This is a genomic window from Kribbella sp. NBC_00662, from assembly GCF_041430295.1.
In the GTDB taxonomy this organism is placed as follows: domain Bacteria; phylum Actinomycetota; class Actinomycetes; order Propionibacteriales; family Kribbellaceae; genus Kribbella.
In genome coordinates, this window is record NZ_CP109029.1 from 985,724 (window position 1) to 1,008,761 (window position 23,038).

22 protein-coding genes are annotated in these 23,038 nt (G+C 69.2%); 16 read left to right on the plus strand and 6 right to left on the minus strand.

The annotated features are described in order from the left end of the window. Positions 1–30 precede the first annotated feature (30 nt). From OHA10_RS05005 to OHA10_RS05060, 12 genes are all read left to right on the plus strand, one after another. Positions 31–822, plus strand: coding sequence for a thymidylate synthase (locus OHA10_RS05005; protein ID WP_371405009.1), 792 nt, complete (start codon positions 31–33; stop codon positions 820–822). Next, positions 819–1,274 (plus strand): dihydrofolate reductase, encoded by a 456-nt coding sequence (locus OHA10_RS05010; RefSeq protein ID WP_371405010.1) that lies wholly within the window; start codon positions 819–821, stop codon positions 1,272–1,274. Before OHA10_RS05005 ends, OHA10_RS05010 begins: the two co-directional genes overlap by 4 nt. Positions 1,275–1,395: 121 nt before the next feature. Beyond that, entirely contained in the window at positions 1,396–2,655 is a 1,260-nt protein-coding gene (locus OHA10_RS05015) for a toxic anion resistance protein (protein WP_371405011.1), read from the plus strand. Between the two features lie 31 nt (positions 2,656–2,686). Next, a complete protein-coding gene (locus tag OHA10_RS05020; protein ID WP_371405012.1) occupies positions 2,687–3,283 on the plus strand; it encodes a hypothetical protein in 597 nt (198 codons plus the stop codon). Continuing rightward, complete coding sequence (locus OHA10_RS05025; RefSeq protein ID WP_371405013.1) at positions 3,280–4,638, plus strand: AAA family ATPase; 1,359 nt, start codon at positions 3,280–3,282, stop codon at positions 4,636–4,638. The genes OHA10_RS05020 and OHA10_RS05025 overlap by 4 nt, the downstream gene beginning before the upstream one ends. After that, positions 4,635–5,960, plus strand: coding sequence for a hypothetical protein (locus OHA10_RS05030; protein WP_371405014.1), 1,326 nt, complete (start codon positions 4,635–4,637; stop codon positions 5,958–5,960). Before OHA10_RS05025 ends, OHA10_RS05030 begins: the two co-directional genes overlap by 4 nt. Next, positions 5,957–6,919, plus strand: a complete 963-nt coding sequence (locus tag OHA10_RS05035) for a glutamate ABC transporter substrate-binding protein (protein ID WP_371405015.1) — start codon at positions 5,957–5,959, stop codon at positions 6,917–6,919. Before OHA10_RS05030 ends, OHA10_RS05035 begins: the two co-directional genes overlap by 4 nt. Positions 6,920–6,923: 4 nt before the next feature. Next, the gene (locus tag OHA10_RS05040; protein WP_371405016.1) at positions 6,924–8,039 is read left to right on the plus strand and encodes a hypothetical protein; all 1,116 of its coding nucleotides are present in this window, start codon (positions 6,924–6,926) and stop codon (positions 8,037–8,039) included. Then, positions 8,036–10,390 (plus strand): tetratricopeptide repeat protein, encoded by a 2,355-nt coding sequence (locus OHA10_RS05045; protein ID WP_371405017.1) that lies wholly within the window; start codon positions 8,036–8,038, stop codon positions 10,388–10,390. Before OHA10_RS05040 ends, OHA10_RS05045 begins: the two co-directional genes overlap by 4 nt. Beyond that, positions 10,375–11,439 (plus strand): protein phosphatase 2C domain-containing protein, encoded by a 1,065-nt coding sequence (locus OHA10_RS05050; protein WP_371405018.1) that lies wholly within the window; start codon positions 10,375–10,377, stop codon positions 11,437–11,439. Before OHA10_RS05045 ends, OHA10_RS05050 begins: the two co-directional genes overlap by 16 nt. 15 nt (positions 11,440–11,454) lie before the next feature. Continuing rightward, entirely contained in the window at positions 11,455–12,732 is a 1,278-nt protein-coding gene (locus OHA10_RS05055) for a VWA domain-containing protein (RefSeq protein WP_363864600.1), read from the plus strand. After that, positions 12,729–13,463: an FHA domain-containing protein gene (locus tag OHA10_RS05060; RefSeq protein ID WP_371405019.1), complete on the plus strand. Its 735-nt coding sequence runs from the start codon at positions 12,729–12,731 to the stop codon at positions 13,461–13,463. The genes OHA10_RS05055 and OHA10_RS05060 overlap by 4 nt, the downstream gene beginning before the upstream one ends. A 17-nt stretch (positions 13,464–13,480) precedes the next feature. Here OHA10_RS05060 and OHA10_RS05065 read toward each other — a convergent pair whose 3' ends face one another. Further along, positions 13,481–15,745 (minus strand): hypothetical protein, encoded by a 2,265-nt coding sequence (locus OHA10_RS05065; protein WP_371405020.1) that lies wholly within the window; start codon positions 15,743–15,745, stop codon positions 13,481–13,483. A 160-nt stretch (positions 15,746–15,905) separates the two neighbouring features. On the opposite strand from OHA10_RS05065, the gene OHA10_RS05070 reads away from it, so the two are divergent. Then, on the plus strand, positions 15,906–16,436 hold the full coding sequence (locus OHA10_RS05070) for a hypothetical protein (RefSeq protein WP_371405021.1): 531 nt from the start codon (positions 15,906–15,908) through the stop codon (positions 16,434–16,436). Here the strand turns inward: OHA10_RS05070 and OHA10_RS05075 are convergent. Both OHA10_RS05075 and OHA10_RS05080 read right to left on the minus strand, forming a co-directional pair. After that, on the minus strand, positions 16,433–16,894 hold the full coding sequence (locus OHA10_RS05075) for a hypothetical protein (protein WP_371405022.1): 462 nt from the start codon (positions 16,892–16,894) through the stop codon (positions 16,433–16,435). The two genes, OHA10_RS05070 and OHA10_RS05075, sit on opposite strands and share 4 nt — an antisense overlap. 95 nt (positions 16,895–16,989) lie before the next feature. Then, complete coding sequence (locus OHA10_RS05080; RefSeq protein WP_371405023.1) at positions 16,990–17,928, minus strand: GNAT family N-acetyltransferase; 939 nt, start codon at positions 17,926–17,928, stop codon at positions 16,990–16,992. Positions 17,929–18,142: 214 nt separating this feature from the next. Here OHA10_RS05080 and OHA10_RS05085 point away from each other — a divergent pair, with 214 nt between their 5' ends. Next, positions 18,143–18,550: a ribonuclease domain-containing protein gene (locus tag OHA10_RS05085; protein ID WP_371405024.1), complete on the plus strand. Its 408-nt coding sequence runs from the start codon at positions 18,143–18,145 to the stop codon at positions 18,548–18,550. Between the two features lie 65 nt (positions 18,551–18,615). Continuing rightward, complete coding sequence (locus OHA10_RS05090) at positions 18,616–19,593, plus strand: glycoside hydrolase family 6 protein (protein ID WP_371405025.1); 978 nt, start codon at positions 18,616–18,618, stop codon at positions 19,591–19,593. 265 nt (positions 19,594–19,858) lie between these two features. Here OHA10_RS05090 and groL read toward each other — a convergent pair whose 3' ends face one another. After that, the gene (gene groL, locus OHA10_RS05095; RefSeq protein ID WP_371405026.1) at positions 19,859–21,484 is read right to left on the minus strand and encodes a chaperonin GroEL; all 1,626 of its coding nucleotides are present in this window, start codon (positions 21,482–21,484) and stop codon (positions 19,859–19,861) included. 224 nt (positions 21,485–21,708) lie between these two features. Then, positions 21,709–22,035, minus strand: a complete 327-nt coding sequence (locus OHA10_RS05100) for a cupin domain-containing protein (protein WP_371405027.1) — start codon at positions 22,033–22,035, stop codon at positions 21,709–21,711. Positions 22,036–22,128: 93 nt separating this feature from the next. Here OHA10_RS05100 and OHA10_RS05105 point away from each other — a divergent pair, with 93 nt between their 5' ends. Continuing rightward, positions 22,129–22,692 carry a GNAT family N-acetyltransferase gene (locus OHA10_RS05105; protein ID WP_371405028.1) on the plus strand — a complete coding sequence of 188 codons (564 nt, stop codon included), beginning with the start codon at positions 22,129–22,131 and terminating at the stop codon, positions 22,690–22,692. Here the strand turns inward: OHA10_RS05105 and OHA10_RS05110 are convergent. Further along, positions 22,673–23,005 (minus strand): MmcQ/YjbR family DNA-binding protein, encoded by a 333-nt coding sequence (locus tag OHA10_RS05110; protein ID WP_137258769.1) that lies wholly within the window; start codon positions 23,003–23,005, stop codon positions 22,673–22,675. The two genes, OHA10_RS05105 and OHA10_RS05110, sit on opposite strands and share 20 nt — an antisense overlap. Between the last annotated feature and the right edge of the window lie 33 nt (positions 23,006–23,038).

Here is a 23,038-nt window from a genome sequence, read left to right on the forward strand (position 1 = left end):
GCGAGTCTGCCAGGGCTGTAGGTTGGCACCATGCAGCAGTACCTCGACCTTTTGCGGCATGTTCTGGACAACGGGACCGAGAAGGGGGACCGGACCGGGACGGGCACGTTGAGTGTGTTCGGATACCAGTCGCGGTACGACCTCCGCCAAGGTTTCCCGGCGGTGACGACGAAGAAGCTGCATCTGCGGTCGGTGATCGGGGAGCTGATCTGGTTCCTCAGCGGCTCGACGAACATCAAGTGGCTGCACGAGAACAACATCTCGATCTGGGACGAGTGGGCCGACGCGGACGGCGAACTCGGCCCAGTCTACGGCTACCAGTGGCGGTCCTGGCCGACGCCGGACGGACGGCACGTCGACCAGATCGCGAAGCTGATCGAGTCGATCAAGAACAACCCGGACTCACGGCGCCACATCGTCAGCGCGTGGAACGTCGCCGACGTGGACGACATGGCGTTGCCGCCGTGTCACACCATGTTCCAGTTCTACGTCGCGGACGGCCGGCTGTCCTGCCAGCTGTACCAGCGGTCGGCCGACATCTTCCTGGGCGTGCCGTTCAACATCGCGTCGTACGCGCTGCTCACCCACATGGTCGCGCAGCAGACCGGCCTCGAGGTGGGCGACTTCGTCCACACGCTGGGCGACGCGCACCTCTATCTGAACCATCTCGACCAGGCCCGCCTGCAGCTCACCCGCGAGCCGCGCCCGCTGCCGACGCTGCAACTGAACAAGCGCGACTCGATCGACGGCTACGAGATCGCCGATGTCGAGCTGATCGGCTACGACCCGCACCCCGGTATCAAGGCGCCCATCGCCGTATGAGCGTCATCCTCATCGCCGCGGTCGGCCGCAACGGCGTGATCGGGCGGGACAACGACCTGCCGTTCCGGATCCGTGAGGACCTGCAACGGTTCAAGCAGCTCACGCTCGGTCACACGCTCGTCATGGGCCGCAAGACCTACGACTCGATCGGCCGCCCGCTACCGGGCCGCCGTACCGTCGTCGTCACCCGCCAACCGGACTGGTCCGCCGACGGCGTCTCCGTGGCCCACTCCCTCGACGAGGCCCTCCAGTACGACGGCACGCTGTACGTCGCCGGCGGCGGCGAGATCTACCGCCAGGCGCTCCCCCACGCGCACGCCCTCGAACTCACCGAGGTCGATCAATCTCCGGAGGGCGACGTTACGTTCCCGGAGATCCCCCGGGCAGACTGGACAGAAACCACCCGCGACCCCCGCGACGGCTTCACCTTCGTTAGCTACCGCCGCAGCTAACAACGAGTAGGCAACGGGGCCACCACGGGGACCTGGAACCGACTAGATTGTGTGCGCGTCACGGAGGTGACAGGGCGCGGGCGCGGGGACGCCTCGCGGAGGCCACCGGAGGGGAACGACGATGACCGAAGCAGATAACACCGCAGGTGCGGCGGCGGCGCAGCCGGCTGCTGCACCGCTCCAGCCGCCGACGGCCACCGCGCCGGGGCTGATACTGACCGCGCCGCCGCCGTCACAGCCTGTTGCCGAGACCGCCGCGCCGAGCATGGCGCCGGCTGTCGACCCGGCCGCGCTGCCGGGGCTCGACGCGAAGGTCGACACGTTCCTGACCTCGCTGATGGCGGCCGAGCCGCGGTCGCCGGAGTTCGCGGCGAAGGCGAGCGACGTCCGCAGCATGGGCGACGTCGACATCCGCGCCGCCGCCGAGAGCTCGAACCGGTTGCTGCAGCAGCCCGTGAAGGCGCTGCAGAGCGGTGGCCTGTCGGAGGGTTCGACCGTCGGCAAGACGCTGCTCGAGCTGCGTCGGACCGTCGAGGACCTGGACCCGAAGGAAGCGACCGGGCCGAAGAAGCTGCTCGGGATGATCCCGTTCGGCGACAAGATCGAGGACTACTTCCGCAAGTACCAGAGCGCGCAGACCCACCTCGAGGGCATCCTGCACAGCCTGCGCAACGGCCAGGACGAGCTCGGCAAGGACAACGCCGCGCTGAACCTGGAGAAGCAGAACCTCTGGGACGCGATGACCCGGCTGAACCAGTACGTGTACGTCGCCGAGCGCCTCGACGCGCGACTGTCCGCGGCGATCGCGGAACTGGAGGCGACGAACCCGGACAAGGCGAAGGCATTCCGCGAGGACGTGCTGTTCTACGTCCGGCAGAAGCACCAGGACATCCTGACCCAGCTCGCCGTGTCGATCCAGAACTACCTGGCCATCGACATCGTGATCAAGAACAACATCGAGCTGATCAAGGGCGTCGACCGCGCCTCGACCACCACTGTCTCGGCGCTGCGCACGGCGGTTATCGTGGCGCAGGCGCTCGGCAACCAGAAGCTCGTGCTGGACCAGATCACCGCGCTGAACACGACCACCAGCGGCATGATCGAGCGCACCTCGCAGATGCTGCGGGACAATTCGGTGGCGATCCAGCAGCAGGCCGCGTCGGCGACGATCGGGCTGCCGCAGCTGCAGGCGGCGTTCGCGAACATCTACGCGACCATGGACGCGATCGATACGTTCAAGGTCGAGGCCCTGGACAACATGGCCGCCACCATCGGCACGCTGGAGACCGAGGTGACCAAGTCCCGCAGCTACCTGGACCGCGTCGCCCAGCAGAACCAGCAGGTCGTGCACGGCAGCCTCGACCTGAACCTGGGTCGCTGATTCCGGCGTCGGCCGGCGGACGGGAAACTGCATGGCACTCGGTGACTTCTTCGCGCGGCTGACCGGTCGCAAGCAGGAAGCGCCCGAACCTGCCGCGGTCCCCCGTCCGCCGACCACCGACGACCTGCTCGCGTCCCTGGTCCGCGTCGAGCAGTTGGTTGCCAACGGCGCCGTACCGGCCGTGGTCGCGTCGCGGGTCGGACGGGTGGTCCGCGTCGTCCGGGAGACGATCCCGCGGCTCGGCAACCTCGGCGGCAGCGCACAGGCGTACTCCGTGATGGCGACGGCGACCGACTACCTGCCGGAGGCGATCGGCGGGTACCTGCGGCTGCCGCGGCAGTGGGCGGACACGCGGCCGGTCGACCGGGGCAAGACGTCGCTGATGATCCTGATCGACCAGTTGGACCTCTTGGCCGCGACGATGGACAAGGTGTTCGACGCGGTGAACCGGGCCGACGCGGCGGCGCTGATCGCCCACGGCAGGTTCCTGCAGGAGAAGTTCGGCACCGGCTCCACCGGCGGGGCCTTGGCCCTCGGCCCGACCGAATCGACTCCGCCACCGGACCTCGGGCCGAGCACCGGCCCGGCCGGACCACTGGCACCACCACCTGGACGAGGAGGGTCATGAGCACCGCGGGGGGACTACAGGACGCGCTGTCGGGCCTGCTCACGGTCGCGGCCCGCGCCGGCGTCGCGGAGGATGCCGCGCGGGGTGAAGCGCTCTCACTCGCTGCAGCTCTGGCCGAGTCGGCGCCCGGCGCGCCCGCGGACTGGGCCAAGGCTGTCCCGGGCGGGACCACCCAGGACTTCTTCGACGCAGCAGTCCGTGGACGCCGCTGGCGGGGCGCCCCGACCGCAGTGCTGACCGAGCTGATCGCCAGCGGTTCCACCGAAAAGGCGGCGTACGCCGAAGCCCTGGCCGAGATCGCATCCGCGGCCTGCACACTCGGTGAGCCGACCATGCGAGTCGTGGGAAACGCATCCGTGGCAGCCGCTGCGCAACTGCAGGCGGCGGGCGCCCGCCAGCTGCAGGTGGGGGCCATCACCCCACCAGCTGATGCATCCCACGCAGAACCCGCCCCGGCGACCTCGGCGGCAGCGGCGGCCTCGGCGCAGGCGGTGGAAGCGGCTGAGCCGGCGAAGACCGTCGAGGAGTTGCTGGCTGAGCTCGACGAGCTGACCGGGCTTGCTCGGGTGAAGCGGGAAGTGCACCGACAGGTCGCCGTACTGCGGGTTGAGAAGCTGCGGACCGAGGCGGGCCTGAAGAGTCCGACCATCACGCGTCACCTGGTATTCGTGGGCAATCCGGGGACCGGGAAGACGACCGTCGCGCGGCTGGTCAGCGGGATCTACAAGGCACTCGGTCTGCTGTCCAAGGGGCAGTTGGTCGAGGTGGACCGGTCGGAGCTGGTGGCCGGCTACCTGGGACAGACCGCGACGAAGACGGCCGAGGTGGTCGCATCTGCCGCGGGTGGTGTGCTGTTCATCGACGAGGCGTACAGCCTGACCGCGGGTGACACGGGTGCCGACCAGTACGGGCGGGAGGCCGTCGACACGCTGGTCAAGGAGATGGAGGACCGGCGCGACGACCTGGTCGTGATCGTTGCCGGGTACCCCGAGCCGATGGAGGCGTTCATCGCCGCGAACCCGGGTCTGGCCAGCCGGTTCCGGACCACGATCGAGTTCGAGAACTACACCGACGACGAGCTGACCGACATCCTCACCGGGCTCGCCGAAGCATCCGACTACGAGCTCGTACCCGAGTCGCTGGCGAAGTTTCGCGAGATCCTGGTCGCGACGCCGCGCGACAACTCGTTCGGCAACGGGCGCTTCGCTCGCAACGTGCTGGAGGCCGCGATCGGCCGCCACGCCTGGCGCCTACGCGACGTGACGGCACCGACCACGGACCAACTGCGTCAGATCCTCGCCGAAGACCTCACGGACGAGCAGATCGAGGACGAAGACCAAGGAGATCAGGCGTGACCCAAACCCAGAGTGCGCCCCCCGCGACTTGGTCGCCGCCCGCTCCACCCACGGGTACGGCGCAAACCGCCGCCGCAACGCCGAGCCGCCGCAACGCGATCGCGCAATGGTTCCAGGGCACCCCGGGCCGGATGCGCGCCTTCCTGATCCTGGGCGCGGTGGTCAGCATCCTGTTCGGCATCGCCGCCGCGCAGGGCCACGCCCAGTCGAACGGCGCCCTCGAGCGCGCCGAGGCGAACGCCGCCCAACTGGTCCGGATCCAAGGGATCCACACCAACCTGGTCAGCGCCAACGCCGACGCCACCAACGCCTTCCTGGTCGGCGGTCTCGAGCCGCCGGCGCAGCGCCAGCACTTCGTCGACTCCATGGCCGCGGCCGCGCGGCTGATCTCCGAGGCATCCACCGCTCAGCCCGCCGACCAGAACGTCCTCGGCCAGCTGAACACCACGCTGATCACCTACAACGGCCTCATCGAGCAGGCCCGCGCGAACAACCGCCAGGGTCTGCCGATCGGATCGCAGTACCTCAGGGACGCGAACTCCGTACTCCAGGACGACTCCCTGCCCCTCGTGAACGCGCTGGTCCAGGCCAACGAGAAGCGTGTCGACACGGAGTTCAACGGCGTCGGACGCGGGATGATCTGGGTCCTCGTCGGCGGACTGCTGACGCTGGTGGTCTTCGGGATCACGCTCCGCTGGCTGGCTCGGCGTACGCACCGCTATCTGAACATCCCGATCGTGATCGGCGCCGCGCTCGTCCTGATCGTCACGATCCTGGGCGGCGTCTCGCTGTCGTCCGCATCCAGCGCCGCCTCTGACACCAGGTCCGACGCGTACGCGAAGACCCTGGCGTTGTCGACGGCCCGGATCGCGGCGTACGACGCCCGATCGAACGAGAGTCTGACCCTGATCGCCCGCGGCTCCGGCGACGCCTTCGACAAGGCGTTCAACACCGCCTCCGCCACGGTCGACGACCAACTCGGCAAGGCATCGGGTACGACGGATGGGTTGCAGGGCCTGTGGTCCGAGTACAAAGCCGACCACAAACAGGTGCGCGACAAAGACACCACTGGCAACTGGGACGAGGCCGTCAACATCGCCGTCGGTACGTCGAAGTCCGAGAACAATTCGGTCGAGACCTTCAAGGCCTTCGACACCCAGTCCGCGGCCCAACTCCAGTCCACCAGCGACGACGTCTCGGCCAAACTGTCCGACGCCCGCAGCAGCATCCGCTTCTTCGGCTGGCTAGGCCTCCCGATCGGCATCCTCGCCGCCCTACTGGTCGCCTGGGGCATGTCCCAACGCCTGGAGGAGTACCGATGAAAAAACTCATCCCGCTCGCGGTCGCCGCGGCGCTCCTGTTGACTGCCTGCAGCTCCGGCAACTACGCGGAGACGCAGATCCCGGCCGAACCCGCACCGACGACCTCGTCCGCGGCGCCGACCACGACCGCGCCGTGTGACAAGACGACCGAGCTGCAGTCGTATGCGCCCGAGGGTCCGTTGCCGGCACCGATGCACATGACGGCCGGCACGACGATGGCGGAGATCCAGGCGCGCGGCCGGCTGATCGCCGGCGTCTCCGCGGACAGCCTGCACCTCGGCTCCCGGAACCCGATCACCGGACAGATCGAGGGCTTCGACATCGACATGGTGAAGGCGGTCGCGAAGGCGATCTTCGGCACCGACGTCGGCCATCTGGAACTCCGCGTAATCTCCAGCCCGCAACGGATCCCGTCGCTGCAGAACAACTCGGTCGACATCGTGGCTCGCAACATGACGATCAACTGCGACCGCTGGAAGCTGATCGCGTTCTCGGCCGAGTACTACCGGTCCGGCCAGAAGACCTTGGTTCCGCTCGACTCGAAGGTGACGAGCGTCGACCAGCTGTCCGGGAAGACGATCTGCGCTCCGGCCGGATCAACCAGCCTGGCCAACCTGATGAAGAAGAACCCGCAGGTCAAACCCGTCACGGCGGACACCGATACCGGCTGCCTGGTGCTCTTCCAGCAGGGCAAGGCGTACGGGATCTCCGGAGATGACACAGTGCTTGCCGGGGACGCTGCGCAGGACCCGTACGCCAGGGTGATACCGAACGAGCGGTTCAGCGAGGAGCCGTACGGTCTCGGTATCAACAAGGACAACGTGGACTTTGTCAGGTTCGTCAACGGCGTACTCGCGCAGATGAAGGCGGGCCCCGAGTGGATGGCGTCGTACAACAAGTGGCTTGGTCCTGATCTGGGGCCGTTGAAGGCTCCGCCGACGCCCGCGTACGGCCGGTGAGTCGATGACTGTTCGTACGCCGACGGTTTCGGCGCCGGCGCCGCCGGGGCGGATGGGGAGTAGCGTTCCGGCGACGGAGCTGCTTTCTTATCTTGGCGCGCTGGGAGAGTGGCGGGATCGGCGGAAGGCTGAGCTGGACGAGCTTGACCAGGCTGCCCTGCACTCGCCCGACGGGGATGCTTTGAGCGCGGATGTCGTGCTCAGCATGACCGTCTGGAAGGCCGTCTCGGATCGGTACGAACTGATCCTGGTGACCTGGGACTCGGGCCGGGTCGGGTCGACGGAGACCGAGCGGATCTCGGCACTGATCTGGGGTGGGCTGGACGCCGGCGGCGCGGGCGGGTCGCTCGCGGTTTCGTTGCCTGAGGCATGCAAGTTGTCGGACGCGCTGGCCGCCACCCTCCGCGCCAAGCTCGCGCTCGAACCCGGCGACGCCGACCTCGCCGCCCGGCTGCGGCAACTGCGCGCGCAGGTCGAGCGGATCAACGACCTGGTCAAACTCGAGCCGGCCAATGTCCGCGACCAAGCCCTCGCCCAGCACCACGACCTCGATCGCCGCCTGACAGATCTTGCCGACCGCAACAAACGCGGCGCGGACATCGGCGGTCTGATCGGCCCGTTCGAGATCGACGCCGCCCGCGCCGAACGTGACCTGATCGTCGGCGCCGCCACCCGCAAGGAGCGCGCCGCCGACGTCGCCCGTGCGCGCACCCTGCGTGGCGAGCTCGAGGCGCAGGGTACTGCGGTCCGCGCGCTCGCCGACAAGGCTGTCGCCTCGGTCACCCCGGCGCCGCGCCTCGCCGTACCCGATGTCACCGCACTCGGACCGGTGCCGAACACGCCGGCCGAGCTCGAGAAGTACCTGACCCGGTTGGACGCCGTACGACGGGCGCTCGGGCAGGCGCAGGCGGCGTACGGCACCGCGCTGGGGAAACGTGACGAGCTGACCCAACTGCTGGACGCCTATCAGGTGAAGGCGGCAAGTGTTGCCAAAGGCAACGAGGATCTCGCCGAGCTGTACCGGCGCGGCCGAGCGGTGATCGAGGCGGAGCCGGTGGACCTGGCGCGCCTCGGTGCACTGGTAGCGGCCTACCAGGCCTACCTGGAAGGGACGAAATGACGACCTGCACTCAACCGGGCTGCACCGGCAACATTGTCGACGGGTACTGCGACGTCTGCGGGTCACCGGCCGCACCAAGCCAACCCGCGTCGAGCCAAGCATCAGCCGTCCCGGCGACCGGCGCCTGCACCCAGCCCGGCTGCACCGGCACCTACGTCGACGGCTACTGCGACGTCTGCGGCTCCCCCGCATCGTCAAGCCCCAGCGCAGCCGCCGCAGACCCGGACCCGATCAGCTCGGTCTCGACCGTCTCGCGCGCCTCGAACCGGCTGGCGTCCACGCCGCTCGGCTCGGCCCGCGCCGCCCAGGCCGGATCGAAGCTGACCCGCAAACTCGGTACGTCGTCCACCCGCCTCCGCGGCGCGCGACTCGGCGCCGGCCTGACGCACGTGCCGTCGATCCCCGCGATCGACGCGAGCAAAGCGATCCTGGCCAACCCGATGGTCCCGGAGGACCGCCGCAACTGCCCGAACTGCGGCAACCCGGTCGGCCGCTCCCGCGACGGCCAGCCCGGCCGGACCGAGGGGTTCTGCCCGCATTGCCGCAGCCGGTACTCGTTCTCGCCCAAGCTGAAGGCGGGCGACCTGGTCGGCGGCCAGTACGAGGTGCGCGGTTGCCTCGCGCACGGCGGCTTCGGCTGGATCTACCTGGCCCAGGACCGCAACGTGTCCAACCGCTGGGTCGTCCTGAAGGGTCTGCTGAACTCCGAGGACCCGGACGCCGTCGCGGCCGCGATCGCCGAGCAGCAGTTCCTGGCCCGCGTCGAGCACCCGCTGATCGTCGAGATCTACAACTTCGTCACCCACGACGGCGCCGGCTACATCGTGATGGAGTACGTCGGCGGCACCTCGCTGAAAACGTTGCTCAAGCAACGGATGTCCGCCAACAACGGTCAGTACGACGCCTTGCCGATCGACCAGGCGATCGCGTACCTGCTGGAGATCCTGCCCGCGTTCTCGTATCTGCACGACCTCGGCCTGGTGTACTGCGACTTCAAGCCGGACAACATCATCCAGGTCGGCGACGCGGTCAAGCTGATCGACCTCGGCGGCGTCCGGCGGATCGACGACCTCGACTCGGCGATCTACGGCACGGTCGGCTTCCAGGCGCCCGAGGTGGCCGAGGTCGGACCGTCCGTTGCCTCCGACATCTTCACGCTCGGCCGGACACTCTGTGTGCTGGCGATGGAGTTCCGCGGCTACCAGGGCCGCTACGTCGACTCGCTGCCGCCGGTGGCCGAAGTACCGCTGTTCCAGAAGTACGACTCGGTGTACCGCCTGCTGGCCAAGGCATGCGCCAAGGACCCGGCGGACCGCTTCCAGTCCGCCGACGAGTTCCGCGTCCAGCTGCTCGGCGTACTGCGTGAGGTCGTGGCGGACAAGCAGGGCACCAAAGCGGCCCAGCACTCCGCCTCGTCGCTTCTGTTCGGTACTCCGGGTGACAAGTCGACCGGACTGGGCGACACGGTCGAGCCCTGGCAGCAGCTGCCGTCGCTGGCGCCGGACGAGAGCGACAAGATGGCCGGCTGGCTGAAGACCGTCAGCGTGCCGGATCCGGCCAAGCGGCTCGAGCTGCTGATCGACGCGCCGGAACAGTCCGCGCAGACCCTGCTAGAGGTGGCAGAGGCCGCGCTGGAGGTCGGACCCGAGCGTTACGACATGGTGGACACTGCGGTGGCCGACCTGCTCAACGCCGACCCGTGGGAGTGGCGCGCTGTCTGGATGGCCGGGCTGGTCGCTCTGGCTCGCGGTGACTCGGCTGCTGCGCAGTCCGCGTTCAACGCCGTCTACGGCCAGGTGCCGGGCGAGCTGGGGCCGAAACTGGCGCTGGCGATCGCCTGTGAGCAAAGCGGCGAGTACGACGTTGCCGAGGGCCTCTACCTGACCTGTGCCCGCACCGACGCGAACTACATCGCACCGTCGGCCTTCGGCCTGGCCACGATCCGTACGTCGCGCAACGACCTCGACGGCGCGCTCGGTGCGCTCGACCTGGTCCCCCGGACCAGCGGCGCATATGTGCGGGCCCGTCGCCAGCGGGCCGGACTGCTGGCAGGATCAGGGCGTGGCCTTCCCGCGCTCGCCCAGGCGATGGACAGCATCACCGCGCTGACCATCGACCCGGTCGACCGGGCCAACCTGGCCGCGGACGTGTTCCGGACGGCGCTGGCCGAGGTCCAGCAGTCCGGTCCGCAGGAGGCTCTACGGATCGACGGGCGGGCGGCGACCGAGTCGGCCCTGCGGGACGGGCTCGAGGCGACCTACCGGTTGCTGGCCGACCAGGCCGAGACCCGGCCGGAACGGATCGCCCTGGTCGACCAGGCCAACGAGGTTCGAGGATGGACGTTGCGATGACGAGTACGACCGAGACGGTCTGCCCCAGCTGTGGCGGGCCGGTGTCCGAGGCCGATCGCTTCTGCGAGGCCTGCGGCGCCGAGCTCAGCCCGGCGACCGCGCCGAGCTCGACAGCGCTGGACACCGACACCGAGCCGACGATCGAGATCACCGCGGCCGCGGCCGAGGAAGTCGGTCCGTGCAAGTCGTGCGGCGGCACCATCGGCCCCGACGGGTACTGCGAGACCTGTGGGACCAAGGCTGCGAAGCCACGGGACCACTTCGAGGAGCAGCCGGCGCCATGGGTGGCCGGAGTGTGCGACCGCGGCATCCGGCACAGCCGGAACGAGGATGCGATGGCCATCGCGGCGGACGCCGAGCCGGGCAGCCGTGCCCTGCTCGTGGTCTGCGACGGTGTCAGCTCCTCGCTCGACTCCGACGTGGCGTCACTGGCCGCGGCGCGGGCAGCGTGCGAAGTACTGCAGGCCGGGCACGCACAGGGCCTCGGCACCGAGTCGTCCCGCGGCAGCGCGATCGCAGCCCGGCTGAAGGCGGCGGCTGACGCTGCTAGTGACGCCGTACTCGACAACACCAGTCCGGACAGCCCGAACCCGGCGTCCTGCACGTTCGTGGCGGCTGTGCTGGAAGACGGGCTGCTCGTTGCCGGCAACGTCGGGGACAGCCGCGCGTACTGGTTCCCCGACGAGGTCGAGGCGGTCGCGCTGACCGTCGACGACTCGTGGGCGGCCGAGCTGATCGCCACCGGGATCTCGCGCGAGGAGGCCGAGTCCGGTCCGCACGCGCACGCGATCACCCGCTGGCTCGGCAAGGACGCGCCGGACCACACGCCCCGGACCACCACGCTGCACGTGACCGGGCCGGGCTGGCTGCTCGTCTGCTCGGACGGTCTGTGGAACTACTGCTCCGAGGCGGCACCGCTGGCCGACCTCGTCCGTCAGACAGCTGCGGGGTGTGGTGGCGAGCCGAGGGCCACCGCGTCCGCACTGGTCGACTGGGCCAACGCCCAGGGCGGCCAGGACAACATCACCGTCGCGCTCGCACGCATCTAAGGAGAGGGACCCGAGATGGCCGACTTCACCGCCAGCGTCTACCAGAACGAGTTCCTGCCTGACGGCGGGACCGACGTACACGCGATCGTCACGGTGAACTGCACCGGTGCCGGCGCGGCCGGGCAGTCCGGTAGCGGCGACGCGGGCGAGATCATCATCGTCGACACCTCCGGCTCGATGGGACGCGACGGCGTGCAGGCCGCGGCGTACGCCGCACAGACAGCGCTCGACCAGATCCTCGACGGGGTCTGGTTCGCGGTGATCTCCGGCAACGACCGGGCCCAGCTCGCCTTCCCGCCGTCCTCGGAGCCGGTGATGGTCCGGATGGACCCGTACACCCGGCAGGCGGCCAAGGACGCGGTGTCCCGCTTCTACGCCGACGGCGGTACTGCGATGGGCACCTGGCTGCGGCTGGCCTCGCGGGTCTTCGCGACCGTGCCGTCGCTGTCCCAGAAGCACGCGATCCTGCTGACCGACGGCGAGAACCAGCACGAGACGCCGGAGGCACTGACCCAGGCGATCGAGTCGGTCACCGGGCAGTTCCAGTGCGACACCCGCGGCGTCGGCGTGGCCTGGCAGGTGGACGAAGTACGGCGGATCGCGCAGGCGCTGCTCGGGACCGTCGACATCATCCCTGCGCCGGACCAGCTCGCCGCCGAGTTCTCCAAGCTGATCCAGAACGCGATGAGCCGCGGCGTCGCGCAGGCCGACCTGCGGGTGTGGGCGCCGCAGGGCGCCGAGGTGCTGTTCGTACGGCAGGTCGCGCCGACCGTCGAGGACCTGACGTCCCGTCGTACGGCGATCAACCCGCTCACTGGGTCGTACCCGACCGGCTCCTGGGGCGACGAGTCCCGCGACTACCACGTGGCGATCCGGCTCGCTGCCAAGGCGATCGGGCAGGAGCAGCTCGCTGCCCGTGTGCAGCTGGTGATCGGCGATCAGACCGTCGCACAGGGTCTGGTCAAGGCGCTGTGGTCGGCCGATGAGGCTTTGACCACCCGGATCAGCCCGGAGGTTGCGCACTACACCGGACAGACCGAGCTGGCGCAGGCGATCCAGGACGGTCTGGCCGCCAAGGCTGCCGGCGACACGGCGACCGCGACCACCAAGCTCGGGCGGGCTGTGCAGCTCGCGGCCGCGACCGGCAACGAGGAGGCGACCACGCGGCTGCGCAAGGTTGTCGACATCGACGACCAGGAAACGGGTACGGTGCGGCTGAAGCGGACCGTGGAGAAGGCCGACGAGATGGCTCTCGACACGGCCTCCACCAAGACCACCCGGGTGAAGAAATGACCGTCAACTGTCCGAGTGGGCACCCGTCCACCTCGACCGACTACTGCGACGTCTGCGGCCTACCGATCGGCGCCGCCGCCACTCCGGCGGCAGCCGCCGTACCGGCACCCGCTGTCGCAGCCCCTGGTCCGGCTGCGACGCCTGCACCAGCACCGGCCGGTCAGACCTGCCCCAACTGTCAGGAACCGGCGTCCACCGACGCGTTGTTCTGCGAGAACTGCGGCTACGACTTCACCACCGGCACCATGCCGCGAGCCGCGTCGGCGCTGGATCTGTCCTCGTCCGGCCCGACACCGCCGGCACCGCCCGCGGCAGTCGCGGAGTGGGTTGTCGAGCGCTGGGTCGACCCCGACTGGTACGCCGTACAGCAGAGCGACGACCCGTGTCCGTCGCCCGGGCTGCCGACGGTGATCCCGTTGACGGAGAAGAGCCTGCTGATCGGCCGTCCGTCCCGTAGCCGGAACATCAACCCGGAGATCGACTGCGGCGACGACACCGGCGTCAGCCGCCGCCAGGCCCAGCTCACCACCGACGGGCAGCGCTGGTGGGTCGAGGACCTCCAGTCCTCCAACGGCACGTACGTCGCCTCCGCCGCCGGCCCGCTCCCGGAGGACCCGATCATCCCGGGCCAGCGCCAGGAGCTGAACCCCGACGACCGCATCTACGTCGGCGCCTGGACCCGCCTCGTGGTCCGCAAAGCCACCCCGGAGGAACAAGCCGGTCAGGCCTGAGCAGTTCCCTCACCCGGTCAGCGGGTGAGGGAACTGCTGTTCCGGGATCGCGCCGTGGAGTGACGCGGCGCATCCGCCGGTTCCGCCTGGACGATCTTCGCCACGCGGTCCCGGTGGTCGGCGATCTGCGACCCCTGGATCGCCGTGCTCATGAATCCGACCGCCACGTTGCCGCTCTCCGGCGGCGCCTCCTGCAGGTCGATCTCGACGAGCTGCCGGACATGTGCCGGGGTGAATACCTCCGGCAGCACCCGGGACGCCGCACCGATGACCTGCGCCCGGTGCCGGACCTCGCCGTTCGCGAACGTGAGCTGGTACCCGAGGTACTGCCGGTCGGCGTTCATCAGCATCGCGCCCTTCGTGGCCTCGGCCCACCGGGCGAGCGGCTCCAGGGCCCGTGGCATCCGGCGCGGACGCCCGGTGCAGGCGACATACCCGTCACCTTCCAGCGTCCGGCCGTCGGATCCGCGCAACTCCTGACCACGGGCATCGAGCATCCGGAACGCCGTCCGCCCGTCGGCACCTGTCGCCGTGGCGATTCCCCCCAGTCGGGCGCCGGGCACGGTGACGAGTCGTCCGGAGGCGGACGGGTTCACAGCGCGGTCGTGCTCCTCCAGGAACGGCGCGTAGAGCGCGGTGTTCTGCAGCACCATCGGCGTCGCGCCCCCGACCATCACGACGTTCGCATCCGGATTGCCCTCGAGGATGATCGCGGCACTGGCGAACCCCGAACCGCCACGTCCCGCGATCAGCCACCGCTGGGCAGCCTGCGGATAGCAGCTGCCGTTGCTGACCTCGTCTCCGAAAACCGCGCGGCCCGGTGCCTGTCGCCGGGCGCGATCCCAGTCCGCCGTGGCGATCAGCGTCCGGACCGCCTCGGCCAGTTCGGGCTGCGCGTCGAGCCGTCCCTCCCGGCGCAGGGTGTCGACCACGAGTTCCGCCGTACCTGGATCTTCGGCGACCGGGTACAGCTGCGCGAGCCCGTCGCGCAGCTGTATCGCACGACTCGATCCGATCGTCCCGAGATGACCACTGATCACGTCGAGTGCGGCGGGTACGGTCGGGACGGTCCGGGAGACTCCCGGGACGCGTTCGGCCGGTAGACCGGTGGCGATCAGCGGCGCGCCGTCGACCTCGACCCGCACGGCAGCGGTGCCGTCGGACGGCCTGATCTCACCCATCAGCCGCCCTGACGGCCCGACACTCAGCTGCACCCGCCCGTTCACCACCGGCCCGCGGACCGCGGCGCTGTCCTCCATGTAGTGCAGAGCCGCCAGCGGGAAGCGCTCACGCGGCCGTGCGAACTCATACGGGTCGCCGAGACCGCTTTCGTGCAGGTGGCGCATCTGGTCGGTCGACTGCACCAGCGCGCGGAGCGGATCGACGTGCCAGCGCTGCCGATCGTCGACGAGCACGGTCGCCTCGGGTCGCGCGGTGAGCGCGGCACCGCCGCCGATCATCAGCCTGACCCGCGGGGACGTCCCGGCGCGCAGGGACTGCATCGTCAGTGCACTCAGTCGTTCGCGCTCGCTCTGTGCGGCCCGGACGAGTTGCTGGAGATCATCCCGCTCGGTCACCTGCGGCCGCGGCGCAACGACGTTCCGGGCATGAGAAGCAACGGCCGCGCGATGCAGTCGCAGCGAGTTCTGGTCGGCCGCCGGCAGTTCCTCGATCGGGCGGCCGAGCTCGGCCAACCAACGCGCTCCCGGAGTACTCAGCAACGGTTCGACGGCCAGCCTGCGGTACGCGCTCGCGTCCTCCTCGGCCGATCCACCGGTCCGTACGCGCAGCCCGCAGTCGTCGACCCCGGCCGAGAACGCAGCTCGCGCGGCAGCTCGCCGTACCGGTTCCAGCGACATGTCCGCGCCCTGCCGGGCCTGCCAGTCCAGCGCCGCGATCCGGATCAGGTCGTTGTCGGCGAAGACAGCCGCCCGCGGATCGCCGCGATCCTCGGTCCGGGCCGGATCGAGCAGCTGCGTCCGCACCGGCGGCAGATCGAGCTCGGCGCGACGTCGTACCGCGACCAGTTCGGCGGCCGATGCCGAGAGCAACGGTCCGATCTCGTCGTCGGCGAGCTGGTCGGACAGATGTACGACGTGGTTGTCCGTGCTGGTGTTGACGTGTACCCGGACCTGCCGGCCGCGTCCCAGTGCGACGGCGTCGATCCGGACCATGATCCGGCGACCGGTTTCGTCGGCCGAGGCGAAGTACTCGCGGCCGCCGTCCGCGTCACGGTGGTGCTGCGGATCGGCCAGCGGGCCGGCGAGCCGGAGCCCGTTCACCACCTCCGGCCACAACGCCTGGGCTCGTGCCCGGACCCGTGCCGCATCCGGCGCCCCGCGCTCGTTCCTGTCCAGCCGACTCGACCTCCTCCGACCGTGATTCCGCGGGCAGCCTACGCGTCGGCTGGTTCAGAACCGCCCGCGACGTAAACTCGCATCCGTGTTAGCCGCGCGGTCGCTCCAGGAAGCCAGGCTGTACGTCGATCTGCAGCCCTGCGACTGCGGTACGACGAGCCCGTTCGACCCCGAGTTCGCGGTCGAGGAACACGACGGGCAGTCGGCCGTGGTCTATGCCGGCACGTGCCCGGGCTGCGGTCGCGAGCGCCGGTTCGAGTTGGCCGGCGTCCCGGCGGGCGACGGATTCGGTGGGGCCGAGGCGTCGAGCATCATCGATCCCGGCGAGTTCCTCTGGGTGAGCGACGCCGCGACGGATCAGGCGCTGTCGTTCGCGACGAGCCCGGACTCGCAGGGGGCAGCGCGGGCAGCGTTCGAGACCGCGCTCGCGGCCCTCGACGAGGTGCTGAAGTTCGTCGTGCCGGGTGCGACCGAGGTGTCCGCGGACCAGATCCGGTCCGAGCTCGGCCGGACCGTCTACGACGCGAACCCGGATCGGTTCCAGGTGGAGCGGCTGCAGCAGCGGCGCGCGATGATCGCGGACGCACAGGATCGCGCCGTACGCGCGAACGCCTAAGCGGTCGCGCCCGGCTGGACTTCCTGGGTCCAACTCGAGGACGGGTTGAAGCAAAGCCATTCGATCACCGTCGAGCCGACGACGATCGGGATCGCCCAGGCCCACGGGTGGTGCGGGAGGCTGACGATCGCGATGGCGGTCCAGAGCGCGACCCAGCCCCCGCCGTACCCGCGCAGGACGCCGCGGTACCAGAGGCCGCCGGGGGCCTCGGCGGAGCGCTGGCCGAGGTAGACGAACAGGTACGACGCGATCGTGATCGGCCAGAAGTACCAGAGCCGGCCCCAGTCGTACGGCACCATCACCAGTGCGGTCAGACAGACCCCCGCGATCGTCCAGTGGTACACCTCGCCGGCCCAGTTCAGCCCGCGGCGACGCAACGTCAGCACGATCGCCAGCGGGCCGAACAGCACGGCGAGGATCCCTGCCGCGACATGCAGGATCAACGCGATGTCACGCATCGCAGCGACTACCCCCGCTCCCCCCGGAGCTCCCTGACATGTCAGGGAGCATAGGACGCGGGGTCGTCGCTCGTCTCTACTTCGGCGGCACGAGTTCAGCTCTCCGGGAAGGAGAGCACCCGACGGACTGCGAAGTTCCGATATCCCATGCGTTCAAAGGACTTCGCCATCGGCACATTGCCGAAGTCCGTGTCGGCCCTGATGTGCTCGGCGCCAAGCTCGGCGTGCATGTGGGTGATCTCGGCGAGCAGGTCGTCGATGAACCGATGGCCACGATTCTCGGGCAGAACGCCGAGATACCCGACCGTCGGTCCACTTGCGTTCGCGGACGGGATCGCGAAGCCGATCAGCTTGCCGTTCTCGTCGTACCCGAGCCGCCACCAGGCCCGGTCGCTGTTCGGCATCGACTTGTACAGGTCGAGCTCCTCGCGGGCCGCGGCCTCGACGCCGACCCGGGCGATCTCCCGCGCCGTAGCGGCATCCAGACTGCCCTGGCTGACCTGCATGAACACGTCGACGAACGCTTCGTCGTCGGCCGGTTCGAACCGCAGCCGGGTGGAGCGCGGCGGCAGCCCGTACTCCGGCCTCCACTCGTACCGCAGCCGGTCGGTGATCGCGGTGAGTCCGGCCGCCGCAGCCGCCTGCGCCCGCGGCTCGAGGCCGGCGACGACGTCAGGCTGCTCCTGCCAGTCGCTGGCCAGGAAGAAGTGGTACTCCGGCTGCTCGGCATCGGCCGGCCTCGACGCGAGGGCATGCTTGATCAGTTCGGTCCACGCTGGAACCGGGTCGCCGTCGCCCACGTAGTACAGACCGTCGATGCTGAACGGCAGGGCCTCGCCCGGGCCGCCCCACCAGATCGCGAGGGCGCGGATCGCGCCGTCCTCCTCGACGACCCAGGTCCAGTCGTCCCGGTAGTAGCCGTCGGCAACATACTCGACGTACCGCTCACGGGTGACGGTGTTGACGGACTTCTGCTGCTCGATCAGAGCAAGGATGGTGTCGAGGTCGGCCTCGACGGTGTTGCGAATCGTCACAGATCCTCCAGCAGGAGGCGCGGATCCGCTCAGTGCGAGCTGTGGGAGCGGATCGGATGCGCCGGGAAACAAGTCGGTGTTCTCATCGGTCGCTCCTTCCACTCCTGGGCTGGTCTCGCCGGGCCAGACTCTAGGGTGCCGGCGGGGTCATAGTCCACCTGTTATTCACACCTGGGATGTACGAACGTTTGTTTGCCGGGGAAGCGTGCCAAGCATGAGAACCCTCATCGCCGCCGTGGTCCTGGCGACCACCGCCGCCTTCGGCTCCACGGCCTACGCCGCCCCAACCACCGCCCCGACCTCCACGCACTTCGTCGTGCCCGCCGCGATCGACACGTGTGCGCTGAGCTCGCTGCCGTCGCAGGCAGCCGACACGCTCGACCTGATCCACTCCGGCGGACCGTTCCCGTACCGCCAGGACGGCACCGTCTTCCAGAACCGGGAGGGCATCCTCCCCGACGAGTCGAGCAGCTACTACCACGAGTACACCGTGAAGACGCCCGGCTCGTCCGACCGCGGCGCCCGCCGGCTGATCGGCGGCGGCGCGACGACCGACCCCGAGCACCTCTACTACACCGGCGACCACTACGCCTCGTTCTGCGAGGTCGACGAGAACCACTGAACCTCTGAGAGTAGTGTCTTCGGCACGTTGAGTGATCACTTCATGGATGGAAGGACGCCTCACCGATGCCGATTTCGCGACCGGGCCGCCTGCACCGTCCAGGCCGGTTGGTAGCTGCCGGCCTGTTGCTGTCCGCCGCGCTGCTCGTCTTCGGCCGGCCCGAAACCGGGCTGGCCGAAGCGACCGGCGATCCGCTGAAGCTGACCAACGGGTTCTACGTCGACCCCGAGTCGGGCGCGGCGGCGTACGTACGACGGCATCCGGAGGACACCGAGCTCGCGGCGAAGATCGCCGGGCAGGCGTCGGCGCGGTGGTTCGGCACGTGGAGCGGAGACGTGAAGGCGGCTGCCACGAAGTACACGATGGCCGCGGATCGGGCCGACAAGTTGCCGATGCTCGTTGCCGACAACCTGCCCGGTGGACCGTGCGGTGTCGGTGGCGGGGCGGCGACTGAGGCGGCGTACCGGGCTTGGATCGGGGGCTTGTCGGACGGGATCGGCGTACGGCCGGCTGTCGTGGTGCTCGAGCCAGACGCGCTGGCGCGACTCGACTGCTTCCCGCCTTCCGAGTGGGACGGGCGGATCGGGATGCTGAAGTACGCCGTGGGGGTCCTCGCGGTGAAGAACCCGAATACGTGGGTGTATCTCGACGCGGGGAACCTCGGGTCCGGCGACGCGAAGGAGATGGCGCGGCGGCTGCGGCTCGCGGATGTCGGGAAGGTGCGTGGGTTCGCGTTGAACACGGCGAACTACTTCACGACCTCACAGTCGGTCAGCCGTGGCACAGACATCCTGCAGGCGCTCGGCGGCGGCTCCCACTTCATCGTCGACACCAGCCGCAACGGCAACGGCTCCGACGGCAGCTCCTGCAACCCGCCCGCCCGCAAACTGGGCACTCCCCCCGCTGTCGCCACGTCCCCCATAGACCTACACCTCTGGCTCCGCACCCCCGGCGAATCCGACGGCCCCTGCGGCCTAACCCCCACCCTCCCAGTCCGCACCTTCTCCCCCGTCTTGGCCCGCCACCTAATCTCCGGCACCTAAACGACACCGCTTCGCGGCTACAGACCTATTGGCCGCCTCCGGCGGCCAGCGGATCGCCTCCACGCACACCTCCACCCAGCGAGCGGACTGCGACCAGGTGGGGTCGTCGGCCAGTGGACGGGAGTCGGCGTGCGGCCGTCGTCGGGCGAACGGGCCAGGACGAGAGGCCGTGACGGCCTGCGAATACTTACCGGACACAAACAGCAAGCGGTCCCGGGCTTTTGCCCGGGACCGCTTTTGGTGCTGTGTGCTGTCGGACTTCGGGTCAGAAGTCCATGCCGCCCATGTCGGGCGCGCCGCCCGGAGCGGCTGCTGCCTTCTCCGGCTTGTCGGCGATGACGGCCTCGGTGGTGAGGAACAGGGCCGCGATCGACGCTGCGTTCTGCAGCGCGGAGCGCGTCACCTTGGCCGGGTCGATGATGCCGGTCTTGATCAGGTCGACGTACTCACCGGTTGCGGCGTTGAGGCCCCAGCCCGGCTCGAGGTTGCGAACCTTCTCCACGACGACGCCGCCCTCGAGGCCGGCGTTCACGGCGATCTGCTTCAACGGTGCCTCGACCGCGGACCGCACGATGGCGGCACCGGTGGCCTCGTCACCGTCGAGGTCCAGCTTCTCGAACGCGATCACCGACGCCTGCAGCAGAGCCACGCCACCACCGGCGACGATGCCCTCCTCGACGGCCGCCTTCGCGTTGCGAACGGCGTCCTCGATGCGGTGCTTGCGCTCCTTCAGCTCGACCTCGGTGGCCGCGCCGACCTTGATCACCGCAACGCCACCGGCCAGCTTGGCCAGCCGCTCCTGCAGCTTCTCGCGGTCGTAGTCGGAGTCCGACTTCTCGATCTCGGCGCGGATCTGGTTGACCCGGCCGCCGATCTGGTCCGCGTCGCCCTCGCCCTCGACGATGGTCGTCTCGTCCTTGGTGACGACGATCTTGCGGGCCTGGCCGAGCAGCTCCAGGTCGACCGAGTCCAGCTTGAGACCGACCTCCTCGGAGATCACCTCGCCGCCGGTGAGGACGGCGATGTCGACCAGCATGGCCTTGCGGCGGTCACCGAAGCCCGGCGCCTTGACAGCGACGGCCTTGAAGGTGCCCTTGATCTTGTTGACGACCAGGGTCGCCAGCGCCTCGCCCTCGATGTCCTCGGCGATGATGGCCAGCGGCTTGCCGGTCTGCATGACCTTCTCCAGCACCGGGACGAGGTCCTTGATGCTCGAGATCTTGCTGTTGACGATCAGGATGTACGGGTCGTCGAGAACCGCTTCCATCCGGTCGGTGTCGGTCACGAAGTACGGCGAGATGTAGCCCTTGTCGAAGCGCATACCCTCGGTGAGCTCGAGCTCGAGGCCGAAGGTGTTGCTCTCCTCGACGGTGATGACGCCTTCCTTGCCGACCTTGTCCATCGCCTCGGCGATGATCGAGCCGACCTGGGTGTCCGCGGCCGAGATGGACGCGGTCGCCGCGATCTGCTCGCGGGTCTCGACCGGCTTCGCGAGCGACAGCAGCTGCTCGCTGACGGCCTCGGTCGCCTTCTCGATGCCCTTCTTCAGGCCCATCGGGTTGGCGCCGGCCGCGACGTTGCGCAGACCCTCGCGGACGAGAGCCTGAGCCAGCACGGTGGCCGTGGTGGTGCCGTCACCGGCAACATCGTCGGTCTTCTTGGCAACTTCCTTGACGAGCTCGGCCCCGATCTTCTCGTACGGGTCCTCGAGCTCGATCTCCTTGGCGATGGAGACACCGTCGTTGGTGATCGTGGGGGCGCCCCACTTCTTCTCCAGCACGACGTTGCGGCCCTTCGGGCCGAGCGTCACCTTCACGGCGTCGGCGAGGGTGTTCATACCCCGCTCGAGGCCGCGGCGCGCCTCTTCATCGAAAGCAATCAGCTTGGGCATTCTCCGCGAGTCCTCCCGCGTCGAGTCTTTGTGGTCCAGCCGGCCCGGATGCCCGCGACGGACGGCACCGACCCGCGACGCTCATGTCCCGCCACGCTCCGGCACCTCATCGAGGCCGTCTTCTTGCACACTCCCGGGGCACGAGCACTTATCACTCTCGCCCTTGGAGTGCTAACCAAGTATTAGCACTCGACCCAAACGAGTGCAAGCCAGACCACTCCTGCTCACGCGGTGACCGGCGCCTCCGCCGGGCCGAAGACGATGATCCGTACGCCGGTCTCGGTCCGCGGCTGGTGCTGGCTGCCGGCCTGGTAGTAGAGGTAGGTGCCCGCCGGGTACGACCGGCCGTGGTCGAGCAGCTCGCCCGACGCGACGTAGATCAACTCGTCCCGGTCGTGGACGTCGACCTCCGGCCAGGCGATCCCCGCCTCGAGGTCGAAGGCGCGGACCATCACCTGCCCGCTGGACGGCAGAGCGCGGCGGACGATGCCCGGCGCGACCGGGCTGGTTTCGGCGTCATCGAGCAGCACTGCTTGAGGTTCGTTCGACATGGTCACAATCTGGCAGTACGGCGCTGTCCGGCAACAGGCTCGTCCCGGTCCCGGACCGGACGCATCCGGTCACGGTCACGCTACGGTGAGCCCATGCTGAACCTGCGCCCGGCCGGTCCGGACACCTGGCCCGACGTGGCTGCCGTGATGGGTGAGCGCGGCGACCCGTCCCGCTGCTTCTGCCAGTACTTCCGCCTCCGCGGCAAGGCATGGTCGGACAGCAGCCCGGCCGCCAACCGCGAAGGCCTCAAACAGCAGGTCCGCACCGCCGAGCAGCCACCCGGCGTCCTCGCGTACGACGGGAGTACGCCGATCGGCTGGTGTGCGGTCGGCCCACGTACGGCGTACCCGCGTGTCCTCGCGTCTCCGAACTGGCGCACGGACCACCCGGACGCCTGGGTGATCACCTGCTTCGTCGTACCGGTCGGCCACCGTCGCCAGGGCGTCGCGGCGGAGCTGGTGCACGGCGCTGTGGACCTGGCCCGCTCGTACGGCGCAGCCACCGTCGAGGCGTGTGCCGTCGACACCGCCACAACAGGCCGGATCTCGTCCGCCGACCTGTACCGCGGCCCGCTGTCGGTCTACCTGAGCGCCGGCTTCACCGAGATCAGCCGCACCAGCGCGCAATGGGTCCTGGTCAGGTCAGCTGTGCAATGAGGTACTTCGGGGCGGTGAGGCGCCACGCTTCGGTGATCAGCTCCCCGAGCTCCTCCTCGTCGGCAAGCTCCAGCTGGATCAGCACCCAGGCGAAGCGACCGCCGTCCCAGGACGGTGCGTAGACCTCAGGATCCTCGGCAACCAGCGCCTCCTGCTCCTCGCGGAGCGCCTTCAGGTGGAGGCGGCTCTGGTCCTCGGACATGTACGCAAAGCTCTTGTTCCGAACCTTGAAGACCGGCTGCCCCGCCCATCCCTCGTGTTCCTCGGCGCCTGGCAACCCCGCCATCACCTTCACCACCGCCTGCGCATCCATGCCCCAACGCTAGGCACCCCCACCGACAGTTTC

Excerpts from the sequence above, each read along its gene's own strand:
- OHA10_RS05005 (WP_371405009.1), top strand. The coding sequence starts at position 31 with ATGCAGCAGTACCTCGACCTTTTGCGGCATGTTCTGGACAACGGGACC.
- OHA10_RS05010 (WP_371405010.1), top strand. The coding sequence starts at position 819 with ATGAGCGTCATCCTCATCGCCGCGGTCGGCCGCAACGGCGTGATCGGG.
- OHA10_RS05015 (WP_371405011.1), top strand. The coding sequence starts at position 1,396 with ATGACCGAAGCAGATAACACCGCAGGTGCGGCGGCGGCGCAGCCGGCT.
- OHA10_RS05020 (WP_371405012.1), top strand. The coding sequence starts at position 2,687 with ATGGCACTCGGTGACTTCTTCGCGCGGCTGACCGGTCGCAAGCAGGAA.
- OHA10_RS05025 (WP_371405013.1), top strand. The coding sequence starts at position 3,280 with ATGAGCACCGCGGGGGGACTACAGGACGCGCTGTCGGGCCTGCTCACG.
- OHA10_RS05035 (WP_371405015.1), top strand. The coding sequence starts at position 5,957 with ATGAAAAAACTCATCCCGCTCGCGGTCGCCGCGGCGCTCCTGTTGACT.
- OHA10_RS05040 (WP_371405016.1), top strand. The coding sequence starts at position 6,924 with ATGACTGTTCGTACGCCGACGGTTTCGGCGCCGGCGCCGCCGGGGCGG.
- OHA10_RS05045 (WP_371405017.1), top strand. The coding sequence starts at position 8,036 with ATGACGACCTGCACTCAACCGGGCTGCACCGGCAACATTGTCGACGGG.
- OHA10_RS05050 (WP_371405018.1), top strand. The coding sequence starts at position 10,375 with ATGGACGTTGCGATGACGAGTACGACCGAGACGGTCTGCCCCAGCTGT.
- OHA10_RS05055 (WP_363864600.1), top strand. The coding sequence starts at position 11,455 with ATGGCCGACTTCACCGCCAGCGTCTACCAGAACGAGTTCCTGCCTGAC.
- OHA10_RS05060 (WP_371405019.1), top strand. The coding sequence starts at position 12,729 with ATGACCGTCAACTGTCCGAGTGGGCACCCGTCCACCTCGACCGACTAC.
- OHA10_RS05075 (WP_371405022.1), bottom strand. The coding sequence starts at position 16,894 with ATGCGTGACATCGCGTTGATCCTGCATGTCGCGGCAGGGATCCTCGCC.
- OHA10_RS05085 (WP_371405024.1), top strand. The coding sequence starts at position 18,143 with ATGAGAACCCTCATCGCCGCCGTGGTCCTGGCGACCACCGCCGCCTTC.
- OHA10_RS05090 (WP_371405025.1), top strand. The coding sequence starts at position 18,616 with ATGCCGATTTCGCGACCGGGCCGCCTGCACCGTCCAGGCCGGTTGGTA.
- groL (WP_371405026.1), bottom strand. The coding sequence starts at position 21,484 with ATGCCCAAGCTGATTGCTTTCGATGAAGAGGCGCGCCGCGGCCTCGAG.
- OHA10_RS05100 (WP_371405027.1), bottom strand. The coding sequence starts at position 22,035 with ATGTCGAACGAACCTCAAGCAGTGCTGCTCGATGACGCCGAAACCAGC.
- OHA10_RS05105 (WP_371405028.1), top strand. The coding sequence starts at position 22,129 with ATGCTGAACCTGCGCCCGGCCGGTCCGGACACCTGGCCCGACGTGGCT.
- OHA10_RS05110 (WP_137258769.1), bottom strand. The coding sequence starts at position 23,005 with ATGGATGCGCAGGCGGTGGTGAAGGTGATGGCGGGGTTGCCAGGCGCC.